Genomic DNA, 20,565 nt, shown 5'->3' with positions numbered 1-20,565 from the left:
GCGGTGGCGCGCTCAGCGCCGGGGGCGGCGACGGCCGGGACAACAGGCGGTCATCGCTCACCTCCTCGGAGCTCGGCCCGCACGGACGTGCCGGGGATCGCCTCGAGCAGCTCGGTCGTGTACGGGTGGGAGGGGCGCGCGAACACCGTCTCGACGTCGCCCTGCTCGACGACCCGCCCGTGCCGCAGCACGACGACGTCGTGCGCGACCTGCCGCACGACCGCGAGGTCGTGCGAGATGAACAGGTAGGAGACGGCCAGGTCGCGCTGGAGGTCGGCGAGCAGGTCGAGGATCTGCGCCTGGACCGACACGTCGAGCGCGGAGACCGGCTCGTCGAGCACGACGATGTCGGGCCGCACGGACAGCGCCCGGGCGATCGCGACGCGCTGGCGCTGGCCGCCGGACAGCTCGGCGGGGCGGCGCTGCAGCGCCGAGGCGGGGAGTGCGACGAGGTCGAGCAGCTCGGCGGCGCGCGCGGCACGTTCCCGGCGGTCGCCCACCCGGAACGCGCGCAGCGGCTCGGTGACGATCCGCTCGACGGTCCAGCGGGGGTCGAGCGACGCGTAGGGGTTCTGCTGCACGACCTGGAGCCGGCGTCGCAGCGCACGGAGCTGCGTGCCGCGGGCACGCGTCACGTCGGTGCCGTCGATCTGGACCGTGCCGGCCGTCGGCTCGGTGAGCCGCAGCGCGAGCCGGGCGGTCGTCGACTTGCCGGACCCCGACTCGCCGACGAGCGCGAGCGTGCGACCGCGCGGGACCGCGAAGGACACGTCGGCGACGGCTCGCAGGACGCCGGTGCCCGCGCCGCTGCTCCGGGGCAGCGGGAAGTCCTTGACCAGGCCGCGCACCTCGAGCGCGGGCGGGCCGGGCGTGCGGGGAGGCGTGCCGGTCGTCGTGGCGCGTGCCCCAGGGGCGGGCGACGACGGGACGGGCCTAGCACGGCGCGCTCCCCGCAGCGACGGCGCCGCTGCGAGGAGCGCGCGCGTGTACGCCTCGCGCGGCGACCCGAGGACCTCGTCGGGCGTGCCCGTCTCGACGACGCGGCCGCGCGACATCACGACGATGCGGTCGGCCCGGTCGGCGGCGACGCCGAGGTCGTGCGTGATGAGCAGGACGCCGGTGCCGGTCGCCGCGGTCAGCTCGTCCAGGTGGTCGAGGATCCGGCGCTGCACGGTGACGTCGAGCGCGCTCGTCGGCTCGTCGGCGACGAGCAGGCGCGGCTGGGCGACGAGCGCGACGGCGATGAGCACGCGCTGCCGCATCCCGCCCGAGAGCTCGTGCGGGTACTGCCGGGCGCGCAGCTCGGGCTCGGGCAGGCCCGTGCGGCGCAGCGCCTCGACGGCCTGGCGGGCGGCTCCGCGGCGGTCGGCCAGCCCGTGCACGACGAGCGCCTCGGCGACCTGGTCGCCGACCCGCGTGACGGGGTTGAGCGACACGGTCGGGTCCTGCGGGACGAGCCCGACGAGCGCGCCGCGGACGGTGCGCAGCACGCGCGGCGACGCGGTCGCGAGGTCGTGGCCGAGCAGGTCGATCGTGCCCGACGTGATGCGTGCGGCGGGCGCGAGCAGGCGGACGACAGCCGCGGCGGTCGTCGACTTGCCCGAGCCGGACTCGCCGACGACGGCGACGGTCTCGCCCGCGTCGACGTGCAGCGAGACGTCGCGCACGGCGTGCACGTCACCGCGCCGGGTTCGGTAGGAGACCGCGAGGTCGCGGACCGTGAGCAGGCGCTCGGCAGCAGGCACGTCCGCGGCACGCGAAACGGGGGTCGTGGCGGTCATCGGGCCCTCCCGGGGTCGCCGTCGAGCGCGCGGGAGAGGCGTCCCGCGGCGAGCACGGTCGCGACGATGACGAGGCCAGGGAGCGTCGTCAGCCACCACGAGGTGCGCAGGAAGTCGCGTCCGCCCGCGACGAGCGCCCCCCACTCGGGTGCGGGCGGCGGTTCGCCGTAGCCGAGGAACGACAGGGACGAGACCGCGAGGACCGCACCGCCCAGCTCGAGGGCGGCCAGCACGACGACGGGTCCGACGGAGTTGGGCAGGACGTGCCCGAACAGCACGGTCCACCAGCGGCTGCCGCCCGCCTGCGACGCCTCGACGAAGCCGGAGGTCCGCACGCGCAGCACCTCGGACCGCATGATGCGCGAGACCGCCGCGACGTTCGCGATGCCGACGGCGATCGCGACGTTGACCGAACCGAAGCCGAGCACCGTGATGAGCGCGAGGGACAGCAGCAGCGCCGGGATGGACAGGAGGACGTCGACGACCCGCATCGCGACGTCGTCGACGAGACCGCCGACGAACCCCGCGGCCAGCCCGACCAGCGCGCCCACGACGAGCCCGACGAGCACCGCGACGAGAGCCGCCCGCAGGGTCAGCGGCGTGCCGTGCACGACCCGCGTGTACAGGTCGCGACCGAGCTGGTCGGTGCCGAACCAGTGCGCGGCCGACGGCGGCTGCAGCTTGTCCGCGGGCACCCCGACGAGCGGGTCGCCCGGCGCGAGGAGCGACGGCGCGAACGCCGCCACGACCACCGCCACGGACCACAGCAGCGCGAGCACGAGCCCGGGCCGGCGGACCAGGTCCTCGAGCCGGGAGCGCCACGGGTTGCGGTGCGTGAGCTCGTCGTCGTGCTCGCGGACGGCGTCGGCGAACCGGTCGGCGGCCGTCGCGGTGAAGTCGTCGGCGCGCGTGCCCGGGTCGAGCGCGGTGGGGACGAACCCGTCGGGGCGCGACGGGCTCGAGCCCGTGAGGCTGTCGATCGTGCTCACCGCGCACCTCCGGCGGGGACGGCGTGGGCGTGCTCCGCCGGCGCGGTGCTCGGCGGTCGCGTGGCGTGCTCGTCGGCGGCCGGCCGGCCCGCGTCGTCGGGCTCGGCTGTGACGCCCGCCGCACGCCCACCCGTGACGATGCGCGGGTCGAGCAGCGGGTAGACGACGTCGACGAGCAGGTTGGTGAGCACGTAGACCGTCGCGGCGACGAGGACGACGCCCTGGACGACGGGGATGTCCTGCGCGGCCACCGACGTCGCCGTGAGGCGCCCGAGCCCGGCACGGGAGAACACGGTCTCGGTGACGACGGCCCCGGACAGCAGCCCGCCGACGACGAGGCCGGTCGCGGTGAGCGCGGGCAGGGCCGCGTTGCGCAGCGCGTGCCGCAGGTGCACGCGCACCCGGCCCGCACCCTTGGCGAGTGCGGTGTCGACGTACGGCTCGCGCAGGGTGTGCAGCAGGCTGCGTGACAGCAGCTGCGCGATGATCGCGGACGTCGGGAGCGCGAGCGTGACCGCCGGGAGCACGATCGACGCGAACCCCTGGTTGCCGAGCGCGGGGAAGATCGGCAGCTGGAACGAGAACCACTGCACGAGCGTCAGGCCGAACCAGAACGACGGGATCGCGACGCCGAGCGGCGGCAGCGACAGCAGGAACCCCGCGAGCGCGCGGTGGCGGGTCGCGGTCGCGACGACCGCGAGCGTCCCGCCGCCGACGACCGCGAGCAGCAGCGCGGCCCCCGCGATCGCGGCGGTGGGCGGGATCGCCTGGGCGAGGAGCGTCGTGACCGGCTGCTTGCTCACGACGGACGTGCCGAGGTCGCCGCGCACCGCGTCGAGCAGCTGCGTCAGGTACTGCACGGGCAGCGGCTGGTCGAGCCCGTACTCGGCGCGCAGCGCGTCGAGCTGCTCGGGGGTCACGTCGGTCGAGTCGCCGCCGTACATGATCGACACGGGGTCGCCGGGGAGCGCGTAGAGCACGACGAAGGACACGGTGTACGCCGCCCACAGCACGAGCACGGCGAGGCCGAGCCGGCGGGCGAGGTACCGCGTCACGGCGTCACCGCCGGGGCGTGCGGTGCGGGCGTCATGGGGTGCTCCTTCGGTGCGCGGGACGGTGCGCGCGTCGGTCGTCCGTGCTTGCACGACGGGGGTGCCGTGCCGGGTCATCACCTGGAGCACCCCGCCACGTCCGGAGGGTTGCTGCCCGACCAGCCAGGGCTTGTCGTCGGGTCTCGTGACCGGCGGGAAACGTAGGAAGGGGTCGCACCGGGGTCAATGGTCGATCCCGCGCGTCTCACGATCCGGACGTTCGGCCGGGAGCAGTGGTTCGCCCTCGGGGCGTGTTCATGCGGGACTCCGGCCGCGGCGGCCCGACGGCCAGGCGCACACGCACCGGTGCTCGAGGAACGCGATCCCGCATCGCGAGACGCGTGGCAGGACCCGTTGACCCGTCCGGGACCGCCACCTACGTTCGCGGCTCGCGTCGCCGTCAGGCTCGGCTGGCGACGCGGCACCCCGCGGTGCACCCGAGCACCTGCCCCCGGCGTCGCCCGCCTGGGGGCACCCGCCGCCCACGGAGGCGACCCACCATGACGACGTCCAGCCGCTGGACCACCGCGCCGACGCCGGCACCGCGCGTCTGTCGCGCCTGTCGCCGCTGACGGCACCCGCCGCTGACGGCACCCGCCGGTGACGGCACCCGCCGCTGACGGCACCCGCCGCCAGGCGACCTGCGACGCGACGTCGTGCCCCGCTCTCCACCCGCCGACGCCCGCCGTCGTCCCACGCACCCGCCGAGACGGCGAGGCGCGTCCCCGCTCGTCCCCGCACACGACCGCCGCGCGCCCGCGCGCGCGTCGTCCACCGCCCACCGCCCGCCGCCCCAGGAGCCGCCGCCATGGCCGCCGTCGACCTCGCCGCACCACCGGGTCCCTCCGTGACCCCCACCGTGCTCACCCGCGTCCGCGCGCTGCGCCCACCCGTGAGCCCGCGCTACCTCGCGGGCCGCGTCGCCACCGGTCTCGTCGCCGTGTGGGGTGCCGCGACGCTCGTCTTCTTCGCGCTCTACTCGACGGGCAACCCCGCGCTGCTGCTCGTCCCGCCGGACGCACCCCCGGACGAGGTCGAGCGACTGACCGCGCTCATGGGGTTCGACCGCCCGGTGCCCGTGCAGTACGTGTCGTTCCTCGGGCAGGTCGTGCGCGGCGACTTCCCCGACTCGATCCGGTACGGCTCCGACCCCGTCGCGATCGCCCTCGGCCGGCTCCCCGCGAGCATCGAGCTGGGGCTCGTCGGGCTGACCATCGGGGTCGTCGTCGGCGGCGTCATCGGCTTCGTGTCCGCGACCTCGCGCTCGGCATGGCTGCGCCGCGTGCCGCTGAGCGTCGCGGTCGCGCTCGACGGCATCCCGACGTTCTTCTTCGGCATCCTCGCGACACTCGTGCTCGCCGTCTGGCTCGGCTGGCTGCCGGCGACCGGGGCGACCGGCCCCGCCGCGATCGTGCTGCCGGGGCTCACGCTCGGCGTCGCGTTCGTGCCGGCCGTGGCGCGCGTCTTCCGGACCGCGCTCGTCGACGTGCTCCAGGCCGACCACGTCCGGACCGCCCGGGCCAAGGGCCTGTCGCGCGGCCGGCTCGTGCGCCGGCACGTCGTCGGCAACTCGCTCGGCACGACTCTCAACGTCGTCGGCATCCAGGCCGGCGTGCTGCTCGGCGGCGCCGTGGTCACCGAGTCGATCTTCGGCTGGCCCGGGATCGGCCAGCTCTCCGTCAACGCGGTGCAGAACCGCGACTACCCGCTCGTCATCGTGTGCGTCCTGGTCATCGCCGTCGGGTTCGTCCTCGTGAACCTGCTCGTCGACGTCCTGGCCGCCGTCGTCGAACCGAGGCTCCGCTCATGACCGCCGTCGCCACCGTCCTCGTCGAGGAGCAGGCCACCCACGACACCCGCCGCGCGTCCCGCACGCTCGGGGCGTCCGGCTGGGTCGGTGCCGCCCTGCTCGGGCTCGTCGTCGCCGTGACTCTCGCCGCGCCGCTGCTCGTCACCGACCCGCTCGCGCAGGACTTCACCGCGATCCTGCAGCCGCCGTCGGCCGCGCACCCCTTCGGCACTGACGAGCTCGGCCGCGACCTGCTGGCCCGGACGGTGTTCGGCGGTCGGACCGCGCTCGCCGTCACAGCCGTCGCGACGCTCGTCGCCGCGGTGCTCGGGCTCGGTCTCGCCGTCGGCGGGGCGCTGTTCGGCGGCGCGGTCGACGCGGTCGCGTCACGCCTCGCGGACGTGCAGCTCGCGGTGCCGACCATCGTGCTCGCGATCGTCATCCTGTCGTTCGTCGGCAACGCGTTCGTCCCCCTCGTCACCGTGCTGGTCCTCGGGGCGTGGGTGCTGACCTTCCGCGTCATCCGCGGTCACGCCCGGGCCGTCGTCCGGCAGCCGTTCGTCGAGGCCGCGCGCGTCGCCGGCGCCGGTCGCGGTGCCGTCGCGTGGCGGCACCTGCTGCCGAGCGTCCTGCCGCTGTTCTTCGTCGCCGTCACCCTCAGCGCGTCCGCCGTCCTGCTGCTCGAGTCGAGCCTCGGCTTCCTCGGCCTCGGGGTGCAGCCGCCCGAGGCCGACTGGGGCCAGATGGTCGCCGCCGGCCAGGCGCGCCTCGCGACCGCCCCGTGGCTCTCGCTGTTCCCCGGCGTCGCGCTGATCGTCACCATCGTCGCCCTCCAGCTGCTCGGCGACGCCCTCGCGGAGCGCACCGGGACCGGGCGCGCCGGACAAGGAGTCGCCCGATGAGCCTCGACCTCGCACCCGCCGTCACCACCGCGCCCGTCGCCGTCGGCGACCCCGTGCTCGCGGTGCGCGACCTCGTCGTCGGCCTCCCCGCCGACCGTCGCCACCGGCCGGACGACGTGCCGCTGGTCCGCGGCGTCGACCTCGCCGTGCACGCCGGCCAGAGCGTCGGGCTCGTGGGGGAGTCGGGGTCCGGCAAGACGCTCACCGCGCTCGCCGTCGCCGGGCTGCTGCCCTGGGGCGTCGACGTGCTGCGCGGCACCGTCGACGTGAGCGGACGCGACGTGCTCGCGCTGCCCCCGCGTGACGCCCGCGCCCACCTGAGCGACCAGGTCGGCGTGGTGTTCCAGAACCCCACACCGTCGCTCAACCCGCGGCTGCGCATCCGCGCCCAGCTCGCCGAGGCGCTGCCCGCCGGTACGCCGCGCCACGAGCGGCGCGCGCGGGTCGCCGAGCTCCTCCGGCTCGTCGGGATCGACGACGTCGACAAGACGCTCGCCGCGTTCCCGCACGAGCTGTCGGGCGGGCTCAACCAGCGCGTCGTGATCGCGACGGCGCTCGCCCGGTCGCCCCGTCTGCTCGTCGCCGACGAGCCGACGACCGCGCTCGACGTGTCCGTGCAGGCGCAGGTGCTCGACCTCGTCGACGACCTGCGCGAGCGGCTCGGGCTCGGCGTGCTCCTGGTGAGCCACGACATCGGCGTCGTCGCCGACCGCACCGAGCACGTGCACGTGATGTCCGACGGGGTGGTCGTCGAGTCCGGGCCGACCGCGCGCGTGCTCGCCGACCCGCAGCACGCGTACACGCAGCGGCTGCTCGCGGCGGTGCCGAGCCGGCTCACGCGGCCGGCGGTCCCGACGTCGCCCGCGCGGGCCGCGGCCGGCCCGGCACAGGGCGCGGTCCGCACCGGCCGGACGACGACGACCACGCTCGCCGAGGTGTCGACCGTCGTCGCGCGCGCCGACGCCGGTGCACCCGAGCGGCCGATCCTCGAGGTGCGCGACCTGCGCCGCTCGTTCGTCGTCCGCGGCCCGGCCGGCCGCACCCGGCACGCCGCGCTCGACGGCGTCGACCTCACGGTGGCCCCCGGCCAGGCGCTCGGGATCGTCGGCGAGTCGGGCTCGGGCAAGACGACGCTCGCGCGCATCGTCACCGGTCTGGAGACCGCCGACGGCGGCACGGTCGTGTTCGACGGCACCGACCCGCGCAGCAGCACCCGGGAGGGTCGCCGCCGCTGGCGCCGGGACGTGCAGTACGTGTTCCAGGACCCCTACGCGTCGCTCGACCCGCGCCTCACCGTCGCGCAGACGCTGCGCGAGCCGCTCGAGCTGCACCGCCTCGGCCTCGACCGTGCCGCGGTGGCGGCCCGCGTCGACGAGCTGCTCGACGAGGTCGAGCTCCCCCGTGCGTTCCGCGACCGGCGGCCCGCGGAGCTCTCGGGCGGTCAGCGCCAGCGCGTCGGGATCGCCCGGGCGCTCGCGGGCGGGCCGCGGCTCGTCGTCGCCGACGAGCCGGTCTCGGCTCTCGACCTGTCCGTGCAGGCCCGCATCCTCACGCTCCTCGCGCGGCTGCGCGCCGAGCACGGGCTCACGTACCTGTTCATCTCGCACGACCTGGGCGTCGTGCGGTTCCTCTGCGACGACGTCGTCGTGCTGCGGCACGGCCGGATCGTCGAGCAGGGCCGCACGCGGGACGTCCTCGCGGACCCGCAGCACCCCTACACCCGCGCACTCGTCGACGCGGTGCCCGGTCGCCGGGCACCGCACCTCGCCGGCGCAGCACCGGCGACGCACCCCGTCTGACGCGTCCCGGCAGGACCCACCCCGCCCCCGGGGCGCCGCCACGGCGTCCCCCGCACCGGAAGCAGGACCATGTCCCGACCCACCCCGCACCGGCGACGGCCCGTCGCCGCCGTGCTCTCCGCCCTCGTCTCCGCCGCGCTCGTCGTGACGCTCGGCGCGTGCGCCGGCAGCAGCGCGAGCGGCGACGCCGCGTCCGAGCCCGCCGGACCCGTGCCCACCGCGGGCGAGGAGCTGCGACTCGTGCTCTCCCGCCAGCTCACGAGCGTCAACCCGCACAAGGGCGGCTCGCCCGACAGCCAGGGGGCCGTCGTCGGCTCCGTGTACGAGGCGCTCACGCGCATCACGCCCGACTCCGAGGTCGCGCCGTCGCTCGCGACGGAGTGGGAGCAGGTCTCCGACCTCGAGTGGAGGTTCACGATCCGCACCGACGCCGTCTTCTCCGACGGCACGCCGCTCACGGCCGAGACGATCGTGTGGAACTTCCAGCAGCTCCTCGACCCCGAGTACAAGGGCACCACCGGGGCGCCGCTGCGCAAGTTCGTCGCGTCCGTCGAGTCGCCCGACCCGACGACGATCCTCTTCCACCTGAGCGCGCCTGCGCTCGACCTGCCCGGTCGCCTGTGGAACGCCTACATCGTCGACCCGACGTTCGCGCAGTCGCACAACATCGACACCGAGTCGCTCGGCAGCGGTCCGTACCAGATCGACACCCTCGACCTCGAGAACGGCGCGACGCTGTCGCCCAACCCGCACTGGGCGGGCGACGAGCCGGACTTCGCGAAGGTCCGGTACACCGTGCTCGCGTCGGAGGCGCAGCGGGTCGCCGCGATCCAGGCGGGCGAGGCGGACATCGTCCTCAACGTCGAACCGCTCAGCCTCGACCAGTTCGCCGACTCGTCGGTCTACGAGACGACGCTCGGCGTCGGCCCGCAGCCGCTGGTGCTCGCGGTCAACGAGGAGAAGGCGGGCACCCCGCTCGCCGACGAGCGCGTCCGGCAGGCCCTCAACTACGCGACCGACAAGGAGACGATCATCGAGGGTCTCTTCAAGGGCGCCGTCGAGCCGCTGCCGGGGACGGTGCTCTTCGAGCCGTACCAGGAGGAGGCGCCGGGCGTCGAGGCGTACCCGTACGACCCCGACAAGGCGAAGGAGCTGCTCGCCGAGGCGGGCTACGCGGACGGCTTCACGCTCGAGGTCGACGTCCCGTCCGGCACCTACGTCTCCGCCGACCTCGCGTCGCAGGCCATCGCGGCGCAGTGGAAGGAGGTCGGCGTCGACCTGACGATCACGCAGACGCCGTTCCCGACGTGGCTCGACCGGCAGTACGGCGACGCGCAGAAGGGCGCGGACCTCGTCTACATCATGTGGGGCGGGCAGTACCGCGGCGGGTTCCAGCTGTTCGACCCGTTCACGAGCGACCACATCCAGAGCGACGTCGTGGCGCCCGAGTTCGACGACCTCGTCCGGCGCGCGCAGGCGGCGACCGACCTCGACGAGCAGCGCGACCTCGTCGTCAAGGCCGCCGAGCTCTACCGCGAGCAGGCGCACACGATCTTCCTCTACCCCTCGCCGTTCACCGCCGTCGTGTCGCGCGCGGTGACGTGGGAGCTGCGGCCGTCGCGCTACCTCTACGCGCAGGAGGTCGGCCGCGCCTGACGGCGCCGCTGCGGGCCGGGTGCACGGCCGACCCGCGCGGCGTCCTGCGGCGGCGACGCGGTGACCGCTCCCGCGTCGCCGTCGCCCCCGATCTGCCCATCACGACGAGAGGACGACCTCATGACCCAGCGACAGCTCTTCCTCGGCGGCTACGTCCTGTTCCCCGGCGGCCACTTCGCCGGCGCGTGGCGCCACCCGTACTCGACGCGCGACTGGCTCGGTCGCGACTTCCTGCACGACACCGCCCGCACCCTCGAGGCCGCGAAGTTCGACCTCGCGTTCATCCCGGAGACCGTGAGCTTCCGCGCCGGGTTCGCGCGGCACGGGCTCAGCAACGCGATCAAGCACGACCCGGCGCAGGTCGCGGCGCAGCTCGCCGCGGTCACCACGAACCTCGGGCTGGGCGTCACGCTCTCGACGAGCTTCAACCCGCCGTACAACCTCGCGCGGACCCTGGCGAGCCTCGACCACCTGTCCGGCGGTCGCGTCGCGTGGAACGTCATCCAGTCGAACGGGCCGGCGAACTACGCGAACTTCCCCGACGTCGAGCAGCTCGACCGCAACGCCCTCTACGACCGTGGCGACGAGGTCGTCGAGGCGGTGCAGGCGCTGTGGCGGTCGTGGGGTGAGGGCGCGCTCGTGGTCGACCAGGAGACCGGCGTGTTCGCGAACCCGGACCTGATCACGGCCCCCGACTACAAGGGCACGCACGTCGCGGTCCGCGGACCGCTCAACCTGCCGCCGACGCCGCAGGGCGGTCCGGTGATCATCCAGGCCGGTGACTCGCCGCGCGGGCGCGAGTTCGGCGCGCGCTGGGGCGAGGTGATCTTCGCGATCGAGCGCACGCAGGCCGACCTGCAGGCCAAGAAGGACGACCTGCGCGCCAAGGCCCGCGCCGCCGGTCGTGACCCCGAGAAGATCCGGCTCTTCGCGGCCGTGCAGACGATCGTGGGCGAGAGCACCGAGATCGCCCGCGCGCGACGCGACCACCTGCGCACGCTCGTCACGCCCGAGGCGGGCATCGAGTTCTTCAGCCAGTTCTCCCGTCTCGACCTCGGTGACGTCGACGCCGACGAGCCGCTGCGCAAGGTGCTCGACGAGCGGGCCACCGACGGGCAGGCGGAAGGGCGGGCGGTCGTGGCGCTGCTCGAGCTGCTCGGCCCGCGCGCCGCGAACGCGACGATCGGCGAGGCCGCGGTCGAGTTCTCGACGAGCGAGCTCACGCCCCAGCTCGTCGGCACGGGTGCGGAGATCGCCGAGCAGCTCGCCGAGCTGTTCGGGTCCGGCGCCGCGGACGGCTTCCTCATCACCCCGACGCACGTGCCGGGCTCGTTCGACGAGTTCGGCCGCGCGGTCGTTCCGCACCTGCAGCGCCTCGGCGTCTACAAGACCGAGTACGCGGGCACGACGCTGCGGCGGAACCTGGGCCTCTGACCGGCTCGCGCAGACGACCGGGAGGGACGGCCCGGGCGACGCGAGGGGGCGGGACCCGCGTGGTCCCGCCCCCTCGTCGTGCCGTGGGTGAGCGGGCGCCGCAGCGGGGACGCCACGACGGGGTGGGACCTGGTGAGGTCCCACCCCGTCGGTCGCGCTGCGGGAGCGTCAGCGCGTCGTGTCCGCCGTCAGGCGGTGCGTCAGCGGCGCGCGCAGACCGAGGTGCTCGCGCAGCGTCGTCCCCTCGTACGTGGTCCGGTAGGCACCGCGCTCCTGCAGCGCCGGCACCAGGAGCTCCACGACGTCGTCCAGCCCGCTCGGCACGAGCCAGGGCGTGATGTTGAAGCCGTCCGACGCGCCGTTCCGCACCCAGCGGGCCAGCTCGTCGGCGACGGTCTGCGGCGAGCCGACGAACCCGCGCTCGCGCTCCTGCGCGATCACGAGCTGCCGGATCGAGAGCCCGTCCGCCTCGGCGCGTGCCCGCCACGCGCGTGCCACGTCGACCGGGCTGACGCCGCGCCGCGGCGAGCCGCGGGTCTCGCCGACCGACTCGATGACCGGGTCGTGCGCCGGGAGCGGGCCGTCGGGATCCAGGTGCGACAGGTCCTCTCCCCAGACCTGGCCGAGCAGCGACAGCGCCGTCGCGGGCGTGACCTGCTGCTCCTTGACCCAGCGCGCCTTGTCGCGCGCCTCGGCGTCGGTGTCCGCGAGCACGAACTGCGTGCCCGGCAGGATCTTGACGTCGTCCTCCGGTCGTCCGGCGGCCCGGGTGCGGGCGCGCACGTCGTCGGCGAAGCGCAGCGCGTCGTCGAAGTCCGTGCCGTGCGCCGAGAAGATCACCTCGGCGTGCCGGGCGGCGAAGTCGCGGCCGTCGGGGGAGTCGCCCGCCTGGAACAGCACGGGATGGCCCTGCGGGCTGCGCGGGACGGTCGGGGTGACCTCGACGTCGAGCGTCGTCGCCGCGTGGTGCACCGGCGTCGGCCGGGCGTCGTCCGTCCAGCCGTCCCAGATCGCCTGCGCGGCCTGCACGAACTCGGCGGCGCGCTCGTACCGCTGCGTGTGGTCCAGCCACCCGCCGCGGCGGAAGTTCTCGCCCGTCCACGCGTTGTCGGTCGTCACGACGTTCCACGCCGCGCGGCCGCCCGAGAGGACGTCGAGGCTCGCGAGACGCCGCGCCAGGTCGGCCGGGTCGTTGTAGGTGACGTTCTGCGTCGCGACCAGGCCGATCCGCTCGGTCACCGCGGCGAGCGCGGCGAGCTGCGTGATCGCGTCCGGGCGCCCGACGACGTCGAGGTCGTGCAGGCGCCCGTTCTGCTCCCGGAGGCGCAGGCCCTCGCCGAGGAAGAACGCGTCGAACAGGCCGCGCTCGGCGGTCTGCACCACCCGGCGGAACGTCTCGAAGTCGGTCTGCGAACCGCTGTCGGGGTCCGACCAGACGGTCGTGTGGTTCACGCCCTGGAAGAAGACGCCGAGGTGGACCTGGGCGTCGGGGCGGGGGACGTCGGACATGCGGGCCTCCTCAGGCGGTCGCCGCGGCGGCGGCGTAGCGGTTGACCGGGCGGGGCAGCCCGAGGGTGTCGCGCAGCGTCGCGCCCGGGCGCGTCGTCGGCGTCGCGCGCGCGACGCGGAGCGCGGGCAGGACGTCACGGACGACCACCGGGAGGTCGACGTCGAGCACGGCCGGCAGCAGCCGGACGCCGTCGACGACGCCGCGCAGCCCGAGCAGCACCTCGACGAGCCCGGCGGCGTCGCCCGTCCAGGCGGTCGGCGCGTCCCACGGCGTGCGTGCGTCGAGCACCGCGCGGCGCTCGGCGGCGGTCCCGTGCGCGCCGTCGAGCGTCACGGCCAGGTCGAGGACGACGAGCGGGGACCCCGCGGCGCGGGCCGCGGCCACGTCGGCGACGTCGCCGACCAGCGCCACGTCGAGCAGGCCGCCGTCGACCGCCGCGTGCCGACCCACGACGACCGGCCGGCCCTGCGGCCCGCGCGGCACGATGAGAGGCCCCTTCACGGTGAACGGCGCGCGCACGCCGTCGGGCGTGGCGCGGGCGCTCGGCCCGGCGGGCAGGCCGTCGCCGCCGCTCGCGAAGTCCACGTAGTGGAGCCGGTCCCGGTCGACGTAGCGGCCCGTGGCGGTGTCGCGGACGACCGCGTCGTCCTCCCACGAGTCCCACAGGTCGCGTGCGACGCGCGCGACGTCATCGGTCTCGTCGCGCAGGTCCTGGCCGTCGGCGACGGGCCGGTCGAGCGCGCGCCGCGCGCCGGGGACCGGCCCGCTGCCGACGAGCCAGCCGGCGCGGCCGAGGCTCGCGTGGTCGAGCGCGGCGACCTGGCTCGCGAGGTGGAACGGCTCGACCACCGCCGGGTGGGCGAGCGGGACCAGTCCCGTGCGGGACGTGAGCGGCGCGACGTACGCGGCGCGGGTCACCGCGTCGAGCCGGCCCGCGACGCCGTCGGGCGACGGCACGAGCGCGTCGTCGAACGTCACGAACGTGACGCCCGCGTTCTCGGCGGCGGCGACCACGTCGCGCAGCCGTCGGGCGCCCAGTGCGTCGGCGGTGGGGCGGGGGTCGACGGTCCAGGCGGCCGGGTGGGCGCCGGGACCGTCGACCTCGAGGGCGAGGTGCAGGGTCATCGCGGGTGGTGCTCCAGTTCTCAGGCGGGGTGGGAGGCGCGTACCGCGTCGACGGCCGCGCCGAGGCGGTCGACGAACGCGAGCAGGGTGTCGGTCGTGTGGTTGCCGTAGGCGAGCCGCAGGTGGTCGGCGAACTCGCGGCGGCCGCCCGACGCGAAGAACTCGCCCTGCTGGTACGTGGCACCGCGCTCGGCGGACTCGGCGTGCAGGCGGACGGGGTCGATCGACGCGTCGGTCAGCCGCGGCCACAGGAAGAAGCCGCCGTCCGGGCGGCGCGTCTCGACGATCCCGGGGAGGCGCTCGTGCAGCGCGTCCACGAGCACGTCGGCGCGCTCGCGGTACAGGTCGCGGGCCCGCGCGAGCGTGGTGTCGAACCAGGCCGGGTCGTGCGTGAGCAGGTCGACCACGATCTGCTGCTCGAGCGTGGAGGTGTGCGAGTCCTGCCGGTTGCGCAGCGTCACGAACGCGCTCGCGAGCTCCTCGGACGCGACGACCCAGCCGAGCCGCAGGCCCGGGCCGAGCGTCTTCGAGAACGTGTTGACGTGCACCACCCGGTCGGACGTCGACAGGATCGTCGAGTCCTCGTCGGCGCCACGGAACCGCAGCTCGCGGTACGGGTTGTCGGCCAGCACGACGAAGCCGTACCGCTCGGCGAGGTCGACGAGCCGCACGCGCTGGTCGGTCGGCAGCGTCCCCTGCGACGGGTTGTGGAAGTCCGGCACGGTGTAGACCGCGACGGGTCGCGCACCCGCGCGCAGCTGCCGCTCCAGGTCGTCGACGTCGAGGCCGTCCGGCCCGACGCGGACGGGCACGGGGCGGCCGTCGGAGAGCTCCAGGGCGCGCAGGAACAGCGGGAAGATCGGGTTGTCGACCGCGACCGCGTCGCCGCGCTCGACGAGCGTGAGCACCGCGAGCGACAGGCCGTGGAACCCGCCGTTCGTCACGATCACCCGCGCCGGGTCGACGCCCTCGCGCGCCGCGATCCAGCCGCGGAGGTCGTCGAGGCCCGCGGACTGCGAGTACTGGAACGCGGCCGGGCCCGAGCGTGCGCCGCGCAGGACGCGCTCGGCGGACGCGAGCAGCGCCTCGACCGGGAGCGCGGTGTCGTCGGGGATCCCGCCGAGCAGCTCGATGTCGCCGGGTCGGCGCCGGCGCAGGCTCGCGTCGCCGAAGCCCTTCGGGGCGCTCAGGGCGCGTGCGAGGGCGGAGAGGGACGCAGGCGCGGTGGGCGCCTCGGTGGCCGCCGGGGCGGTGGTGACGGTGGTGGTCATGACGGACCGGACCTTCCGTGGTTCGACGTCGCACGGCCGGGGCCGCACGGCGTGCTCGGCAGCACCCCACGCGTGCCGCGGGCTGCCGTCCCGCCTGCCGAGCCAGACGGCGGGACTCCTGACGGGCCGCGGACGCTAGGCACGGCTCGCAGGGGAGTCAACGGGTGGACGCGGTCGTCTCAGCCACCGGCGCGCACCGGCGGGAGGCCGAGCTGCTCGCGCAGCGTGCCGGGGGTCCGCGCGGTCCGGAACGCGCCCGCCCGCTGCAGGATCGGCACCACGTCGCGCGCGAACCGGCGCAGGCCCGACGGCATGACGGCGGGCCCGACGAGGAAGCCGTCCGCGGCGCCGGCGTCGAACCACGCGAGCAGCTCGTCGGCGACGTCCTGCGCGGTCCCGACGACCAGACGGTGGCCGCGGGTCGCCGCGGCCACGCGTGCGAGCTCGGCGACGGTGAGCCGGTCCCGCTCGGCGCGCGCGTGCAGCAGCCGTGCGCGGCTGCGGTGCCCGTCGGTGACGGCAGGCGCGAGGTCGAGCGGTGCGTCGGGCGGCAGGTGCGACGTGTCCCAGCCGAGGATCGCCGACAGCCGGGCGCGCGCGTGGTCGTCGTCGATCGCGGCCGTGAGGCGGTCGTGCACGTCCTGCGCCTGGCGGCGCGTGTCGGCCACGACCGTGACGACGCCGGGCAGCACCAGGACGCGCTCGCGGCCGCGGTCGGCGGCGCGCGCCCGCACCTCGTGCGCGAACGCGACCGCGTCACCCAGGTGGTCCTGGGCCGTGAGCACGACGTCCGCGTACCGGGCCGCGAGGGCGAGCCCGGCCTCGGACGACCCACCCTGGAAGAGGACCGGCCGGCCCTGCGGCGAGCGCGACGCGGGCAGCACCCCGCGCACCGCGTGGTGGGCCGAGACGTGCTCGACCCGGCGGACCCGGGACGGGTCGACGTAGCGTCCGGTGCGCCGGTCGCGGACCACCGCGTCGGGCTGCCACGCGTCCCAGAGCGCGACCGCGGCCCGCACCGCGTCGGCGGCCTTCGCGTACCGCTCGGCGTGGTCGGGGAGCCGGTCCGCGCCGAGCGCCGTCGCGGCCTCGCGGCGGAACGACGTGACGACGTTCCAGCCCGCCCGGCCGCCCGACACGTGGTCGAGGCTCGAGAGCTGGCGCGCGAGCTGCACGGGGTCGCTGAAGGTCGTCGAGAAGGAGCCGACGAGACCGATGTGCTCGGTCGCGGCCGCGAGGGCGGCGAGCAGCACCGCGGGCTCGAGCCGCGGATGGAAGCCGGGGGAGACCGGGTCGCCCTGCTCGCCGAGCACGTCCGTGACGAGGAGGAAGTGCAGCAGCGCGTCCTGCGCGGTGAGCGCCGCCGCCCGGTGCTGGGCCAGCGACTCCGTGTCGGTCGCCTGCGTGCTGACGCGCCACGCGCCGCCGTGCTGCCCGGCGACCGTGTGGTAGGCGCCGAGCACCATCTGCCGTCGTGCGGTCATGCCGTCCCCCTCTCGCGAGGGCGTCATGGTGCGGCGGCGCGTCGGCCGATCCAACGGACGGACTGGTGCTCCCGCGATGTGAGACGTCGCCGAGGGGGCGTTGACAGTGCCGCGGCGTGGGCCGACCCTTCCGCGCAGGTCACGAGCCCCGCCGTCTGGCCCGGCAGGCGGGGCAGCAACCCCGGCACGCGGGGTGCTCCCGGGCGCGACCCGGCCCGTCGTCCCGGCGGGCAACGTGCGAACGAACCGGAGCCCCGCATGTCCGTCGACGTCCAGGACACGACCCGCCTCGCCACGCAGCGCTACGGCGGCGCCGCCCCCGACGCCGTCGTGAGCACGCCGGTCGTCGAGCAGCAGCTCGCGCACCGCTCCGTCCGGCGCTACCTGCCCGACGCGGTCGACGACGCGACGCTCACGACCCTGGTCGCCGCCGCGCAGTCCGCCGCGACCAGCTCGAACCTCCAGCTCTGGAGCGTCGTCGCCGTCCGCGACGCCGCCGCCCGCGCCCGCCTCGCGGAGCTCGCCGGCGGACAGGCGCACGTCGTGCAGGCGCCGGTCCTGCTCGTGTGGCTGGTCGACCTCGCGCGCGCCCACGCGGTCGCGGCGAGGCACGAGGCACCGACCGCGGGCGCCGAGTACCTCGAGACGGCGGTCGTCGGGTTCGTCGACGCGGCGCTCGCCGCCCAGAACGCGACGCTCGCGGCGGAGTCGCTGGGCCTCGGCACGGTCTACATCGGCGCGCTGCGCAACCACCCGGCCGAGGTGTCCGCGCTGCTCCGGCTCCCCGCGCACGCCTTCCCGGCGTTCGGGCTCGTCGTGGGTCACCCGGACCCGGCCGAGGGCTCACGCGTCAAGCCGCGGCTGCCGCAGTCCGCGGTGCTGCACCACGAGACGTACGACGAGCGCGCGCACGACGCGGTCGACGACTACGAGCGGCGCATCGGCGCGTTCTACGCCGACGAGGGTCTCGCGCACTCCTGGGTCGAGCGGCTGCTCGCCCGGCTGTCCGGCCCGCACGCGCTCAACGGCCGCGACCGGCTGCGCGAGCACCTGGAGACCCGCGGCTTCCCGCTGCGCTGACCCGTGCGAACCTCGCGGGCCGATCCCGTCCCGCCGACCCCGTCCCGCCGATCCAGTCCCGCTGACTTCCACACCCAGGAGCACGACATGACCAGTCCCACCGCCCCCGCCGAGGACCTCTCGCTCGAGGACGCCGGCGCCCTGGCGCCGCTCGTCACGCCCGCCGACGCCGCCGAGCGCGTGGCCGCCGGCGCGGTCCTCGTCGACGTCCGCAGCGACGCCGGCCGCGCGCGCACGGGGGCGATCCCCGGCGCGACGGTCGTCGACCGGTACGCCGTCGACACCGACTTCGACCTGGCGTCGGCGGCGCACATCGCGCCCGTCGTCTCCCTCGACACACCGATCGTCGTCGTGTGCGGGTCCGTCCGCGGCTCAGGTCCCGTCGCCGCGGAGCTGCGTGCGCGCGGCTTCACGAACGTCGTGCACGTCGAGGGCGGCGCACCCGCGTGGAAGGACGCCGGCCTGCCGGTCGACGAGATCGCCGTCGACCAGGGCCCGGCGTGAGCGCACCCACCACCGACCGGGTCGACGGGACGCGGCAGGTCGGGATCGTCGTGCGCCTCGTCGAGCCGCACGAGCACGACGAGGTCGCGCGCCTGTCCGTCGCCGCCTACGCGCACGACTACGACATCAGCGACACCTACCGGGCGTCGCTGGCCGACGTCGCGGCCCGAGCGGGCGAGCACGAGGTCTGGGTCGCGCAGGACCTCGCGACCGGCAGGCTGGTCGGCACCGTCGCGACGCCGCGCGCCGGCGGGCACATCTCGCCGCTCGGGCAGGACGGCGAGCTCGACTTCCGGCTGCTCGCGGTCGACCCGTCGGCCCGCGGGCGCGGCATCGGGACGCTGCTCACGCGGTTCGTCGTCGACCTGGCCCGCGCGCGCGGCCTGTCGCGCGTCGTCATGAACTCCGGACCCCGGATGACCGGCGCGCACCGCCTCTACGAGCGCCTCGGGTTCGTGCGGGTGCCCGAGCGCGAGACGCGGGTCGTCGACGGCGGGACGCTGCTCGCGTTCAGCCTCGACGTGGGGCCCGTGGGGGAGGGCACCGCGACCGGCGGCCGGGTCGTGGAACCCCGGACCGACGAGGGCGCCCGCGGTCTACCCTGACGGGATGACCGCATCGCTCGAGGCACCCCTGCACGACGCCGCCGAGACGGACGTCGCCGCGCAGGTCCGCGAGGTGGCGCAGCGCGCCAAGGTCGCGTCCCGTGCGCTCGCGACCGCGACCCGCGCCACCAAGGACGCCGCGCTGCACGCGCTCGCCGACGCGCTGGTCGCCGCGACCGCCGAGATCGTGGCCGCGAACGCGCTCGACCTCGACCAGGGCCGCGCCGACGGCATCTCCCCGGGACTCCTCGACCGCCTCGCGCTCACGCCCGACCGAGTCGCCGCGATCGCCGACGCGCTGCGGGAGCTCGCGGCCCTGCCCGACCCCGTCGGCGAGGTGGTGCGCGGCTCGACGCTGCCGAACGGCCTCCGCCTGCGCCAGCTGCGCGTCCCCATGGGTGTCGTCGGCATGATCTACGAGGCCCGCCCGAACGTGACGGTCGACGCCGCCGGCCTCGCGCTCAAGTCCGGCAACGCGGTGATCCTGCGCGGCGGGTCCGCGGCGGCCCACAGCAACGAGGTCATCGTCCGCGTGCTGTCCGACGCGCTGGTCGCGCAGCGGCTCCCGGGCGACCTCGTGCAGTCCATCGACGCGTGGGGCCGTCCCGGTGCCGTCGCGCTCATGCACGCCCGCGGGCTCGTCGACGTGCTCGTGCCGCGCGGGGGAGCGGACCTCATCGCGACCGTCGTGCGCGAGTCCACCGTGCCCGTGATCGAGACCGGCGTCGGCAACGTGCACGTCTACGTCGACGAGAGCGCCGACCTGTCCGTCGCGCTGCCGATCCTGCTCAACGCCAAGACCCAGCGCGTCGGCGTCTGCAACGCCGCGGAGACGCTGCTCGTGCACGAGGGCGTGGCCGACGAGTTCCTGCCCGTCGCGCTGGCGGCGCTCGCGGACGCCGGCGTGACGATCCACGGCGACGAGACGACGCTGCGGCTCGCGCCGGAGGAGGTGTCCGTCGTCGCCGCGACCGACGAGGACTGGGCGAAGGAGTACCTGTCGCTCGACCTCGCGGTCCGCGTCGTCGACGACCTCGACGAGGCGCTCGACCACATCCGCACGTGGAGCTCGGGGCACACCGAGGCGATCGTCACGGGCGACCTGGCCGCGTCCGAGCGGTTCGTCGCCGAGGTCGACTCCGCGGCCGTCATGGTCAACGCCTCGACGCGGTTCACCGACGGCGGACAGCTCGGCCTGGGCGCCGAGATCGGCATCTCCACCCAGAAGCTGCACGCCCGCGGCCCGATGGGCCTCGCCGAGCTCACGACCACCAAGTGGGTCGTGCAGGGCGACGGGCACGTCCGGCCCTGACGCCACAGCGCGTCGTGCGACACTTGTCGCTCCCCGACAACCCCACAGGAGGAACACCGTGCACAGCGCACTGATCGCCGCTGCCGAGGAAGCCGCCGAGCACGCCAACGAGCTGCCGTTCTCGCCCGTGGTGTTCGGGGTCGGGGCGTTCGTCGGCCTCGTCGCCATGCTGCTGTTCACCTTCGCGTTCCGGAGCGTCGGGACCCGCCACTGAGCGCGGCGGGGAGCACCGG

17 protein-coding genes and 2 riboswitches are annotated in these 20,565 nt (G+C 75.6%); of the genes, 10 read left to right on the top strand and 7 right to left on the bottom strand.

Features of this window, described 5'->3' with window-relative positions; all coding sequences use genetic code 11:
• Positions 1-50: 50 nt before the first annotated feature.
• Genes GXP71_RS09285 through GXP71_RS09275 form a run of 3 tightly spaced genes read right to left on the bottom strand, consistent with a single transcriptional unit; the run spans position 51 to position 3,825 of the window.
• Positions 51-1,781: an ABC transporter ATP-binding protein gene (locus tag GXP71_RS09285; protein WP_162352424.1), complete on the bottom strand. Its 1,731-nt coding sequence runs from the start codon at positions 1,779-1,781 to the stop codon at positions 51-53.
• Positions 1,778-2,770 (bottom strand): ABC transporter permease, encoded by a 993-nt coding sequence (locus GXP71_RS09280; protein ID WP_124342631.1) that lies wholly within the window; start codon positions 2,768-2,770, stop codon positions 1,778-1,780. The genes GXP71_RS09285 and GXP71_RS09280 overlap by 4 nt, the downstream gene beginning before the upstream one ends.
• Positions 2,767-3,825, bottom strand: a complete 1,059-nt coding sequence (locus GXP71_RS09275; RefSeq protein ID WP_124342632.1) for an ABC transporter permease — start codon at positions 3,823-3,825, stop codon at positions 2,767-2,769. Before GXP71_RS09275 ends, GXP71_RS09280 begins: the two co-directional genes overlap by 4 nt.
• A 75-nt stretch (positions 3,826-3,900) precedes the next feature.
• Positions 3,901-4,012, bottom strand: a riboswitch (SAM riboswitch).
• A gap of 657 nt (positions 4,013-4,669) precedes the next feature.
• Between GXP71_RS09275 and GXP71_RS09270 the strand changes: the two genes are divergently transcribed.
• The 5 genes from GXP71_RS09270 (at position 4,670) to GXP71_RS09250 (ending at position 11,441) form a co-directional block, all read left to right on the top strand.
• Entirely contained in the window at positions 4,670-5,671 is a 1,002-nt protein-coding gene (locus GXP71_RS09270) for an ABC transporter permease (protein ID WP_124342633.1), read from the top strand.
• On the top strand, positions 5,668-6,552 hold the full coding sequence (locus tag GXP71_RS09265) for an ABC transporter permease (protein WP_124342634.1): 885 nt from the start codon (positions 5,668-5,670) through the stop codon (positions 6,550-6,552). Before GXP71_RS09270 ends, GXP71_RS09265 begins: the two co-directional genes overlap by 4 nt.
• On the top strand, positions 6,549-8,351 hold the full coding sequence (locus GXP71_RS09260) for an ABC transporter ATP-binding protein (RefSeq protein WP_162352423.1): 1,803 nt from the start codon (positions 6,549-6,551) through the stop codon (positions 8,349-8,351). Before GXP71_RS09265 ends, GXP71_RS09260 begins: the two co-directional genes overlap by 4 nt.
• Positions 8,352-8,420: 69 nt before the next feature.
• Positions 8,421-10,007 (top strand): ABC transporter substrate-binding protein, encoded by a 1,587-nt coding sequence (locus GXP71_RS09255; RefSeq protein ID WP_162352422.1) that lies wholly within the window; start codon positions 8,421-8,423, stop codon positions 10,005-10,007.
• Between the two features lie 120 nt (positions 10,008-10,127).
• A complete protein-coding gene (locus GXP71_RS09250) occupies positions 10,128-11,441 on the top strand; it encodes an NtaA/DmoA family FMN-dependent monooxygenase (RefSeq protein WP_162352421.1) in 1,314 nt (437 codons plus the stop codon).
• 168 nt (positions 11,442-11,609) lie between these two features.
• Here the strand turns inward: GXP71_RS09250 and GXP71_RS09245 are convergent, their stop codons facing one another.
• The 4 genes from GXP71_RS09245 to GXP71_RS09230 form a co-directional block, all read right to left on the bottom strand.
• Positions 11,610-12,950 (bottom strand): NtaA/DmoA family FMN-dependent monooxygenase, encoded by a 1,341-nt coding sequence (locus GXP71_RS09245; RefSeq protein WP_162352420.1) that lies wholly within the window; start codon positions 12,948-12,950, stop codon positions 11,610-11,612.
• 10 nt (positions 12,951-12,960) lie between these two features.
• Entirely contained in the window at positions 12,961-14,076 is a 1,116-nt protein-coding gene (locus GXP71_RS09240; RefSeq protein ID WP_162352419.1) for an LLM class flavin-dependent oxidoreductase, read from the bottom strand.
• Positions 14,077-14,096: 20 nt separating this feature from the next.
• Positions 14,097-15,347, bottom strand: coding sequence for a PLP-dependent aminotransferase family protein (locus GXP71_RS09235; protein WP_124344087.1), 1,251 nt, complete (start codon positions 15,345-15,347; stop codon positions 14,097-14,099).
• 179 nt (positions 15,348-15,526) lie between these two features.
• Positions 15,527-16,831, bottom strand: a complete 1,305-nt coding sequence (locus tag GXP71_RS09230) for an NtaA/DmoA family FMN-dependent monooxygenase (protein WP_160142929.1) — start codon at positions 16,829-16,831, stop codon at positions 15,527-15,529.
• Positions 16,832-16,968: 137 nt separating this feature from the next.
• Positions 16,969-17,074, top strand: a riboswitch (SAM riboswitch).
• A 15-nt stretch (positions 17,075-17,089) separates the two neighbouring features.
• On the opposite strand from GXP71_RS09230, the gene GXP71_RS09225 reads away from it, so the two are divergent.
• From GXP71_RS09225 to GXP71_RS20130, 5 genes are all read left to right on the top strand, one after another.
• A complete protein-coding gene (locus GXP71_RS09225) occupies positions 17,090-17,911 on the top strand; it encodes a nitroreductase family protein (RefSeq protein ID WP_124344085.1) in 822 nt (273 codons plus the stop codon).
• 87 nt (positions 17,912-17,998) lie between these two features.
• Complete coding sequence (locus tag GXP71_RS09220; protein WP_162352418.1) at positions 17,999-18,415, top strand: rhodanese-like domain-containing protein; 417 nt, start codon at positions 17,999-18,001, stop codon at positions 18,413-18,415.
• Positions 18,412-19,020 (top strand): GNAT family N-acetyltransferase, encoded by a 609-nt coding sequence (locus tag GXP71_RS09215; RefSeq protein WP_124344083.1) that lies wholly within the window; start codon positions 18,412-18,414, stop codon positions 19,018-19,020. The genes GXP71_RS09220 and GXP71_RS09215 overlap by 4 nt, the downstream gene beginning before the upstream one ends.
• A 4-nt stretch (positions 19,021-19,024) precedes the next feature.
• Positions 19,025-20,332 carry a glutamate-5-semialdehyde dehydrogenase gene (locus GXP71_RS09210; protein ID WP_162352417.1) on the top strand — a complete coding sequence of 436 codons (1,308 nt, stop codon included), beginning with the start codon at positions 19,025-19,027 and terminating at the stop codon, positions 20,330-20,332.
• Between the two features lie 58 nt (positions 20,333-20,390).
• The gene (locus tag GXP71_RS20130; RefSeq protein ID WP_200829795.1) at positions 20,391-20,546 is read left to right on the top strand and encodes a hypothetical protein; all 156 of its coding nucleotides are present in this window, start codon (positions 20,391-20,393) and stop codon (positions 20,544-20,546) included.
• Positions 20,547-20,565 lie beyond the last annotated feature (19 nt).

It is taken from the genome of Cellulomonas sp. H30R-01 (assembly GCF_010119915.1).
GTDB lineage: Bacteria > Actinomycetota > Actinomycetes > Actinomycetales > Cellulomonadaceae > Cellulomonas > Cellulomonas algicola.
The sequence above is the reverse complement of the archived record's forward strand: the minus strand, read 5'-3'. Positions and strand labels throughout refer to the sequence as shown.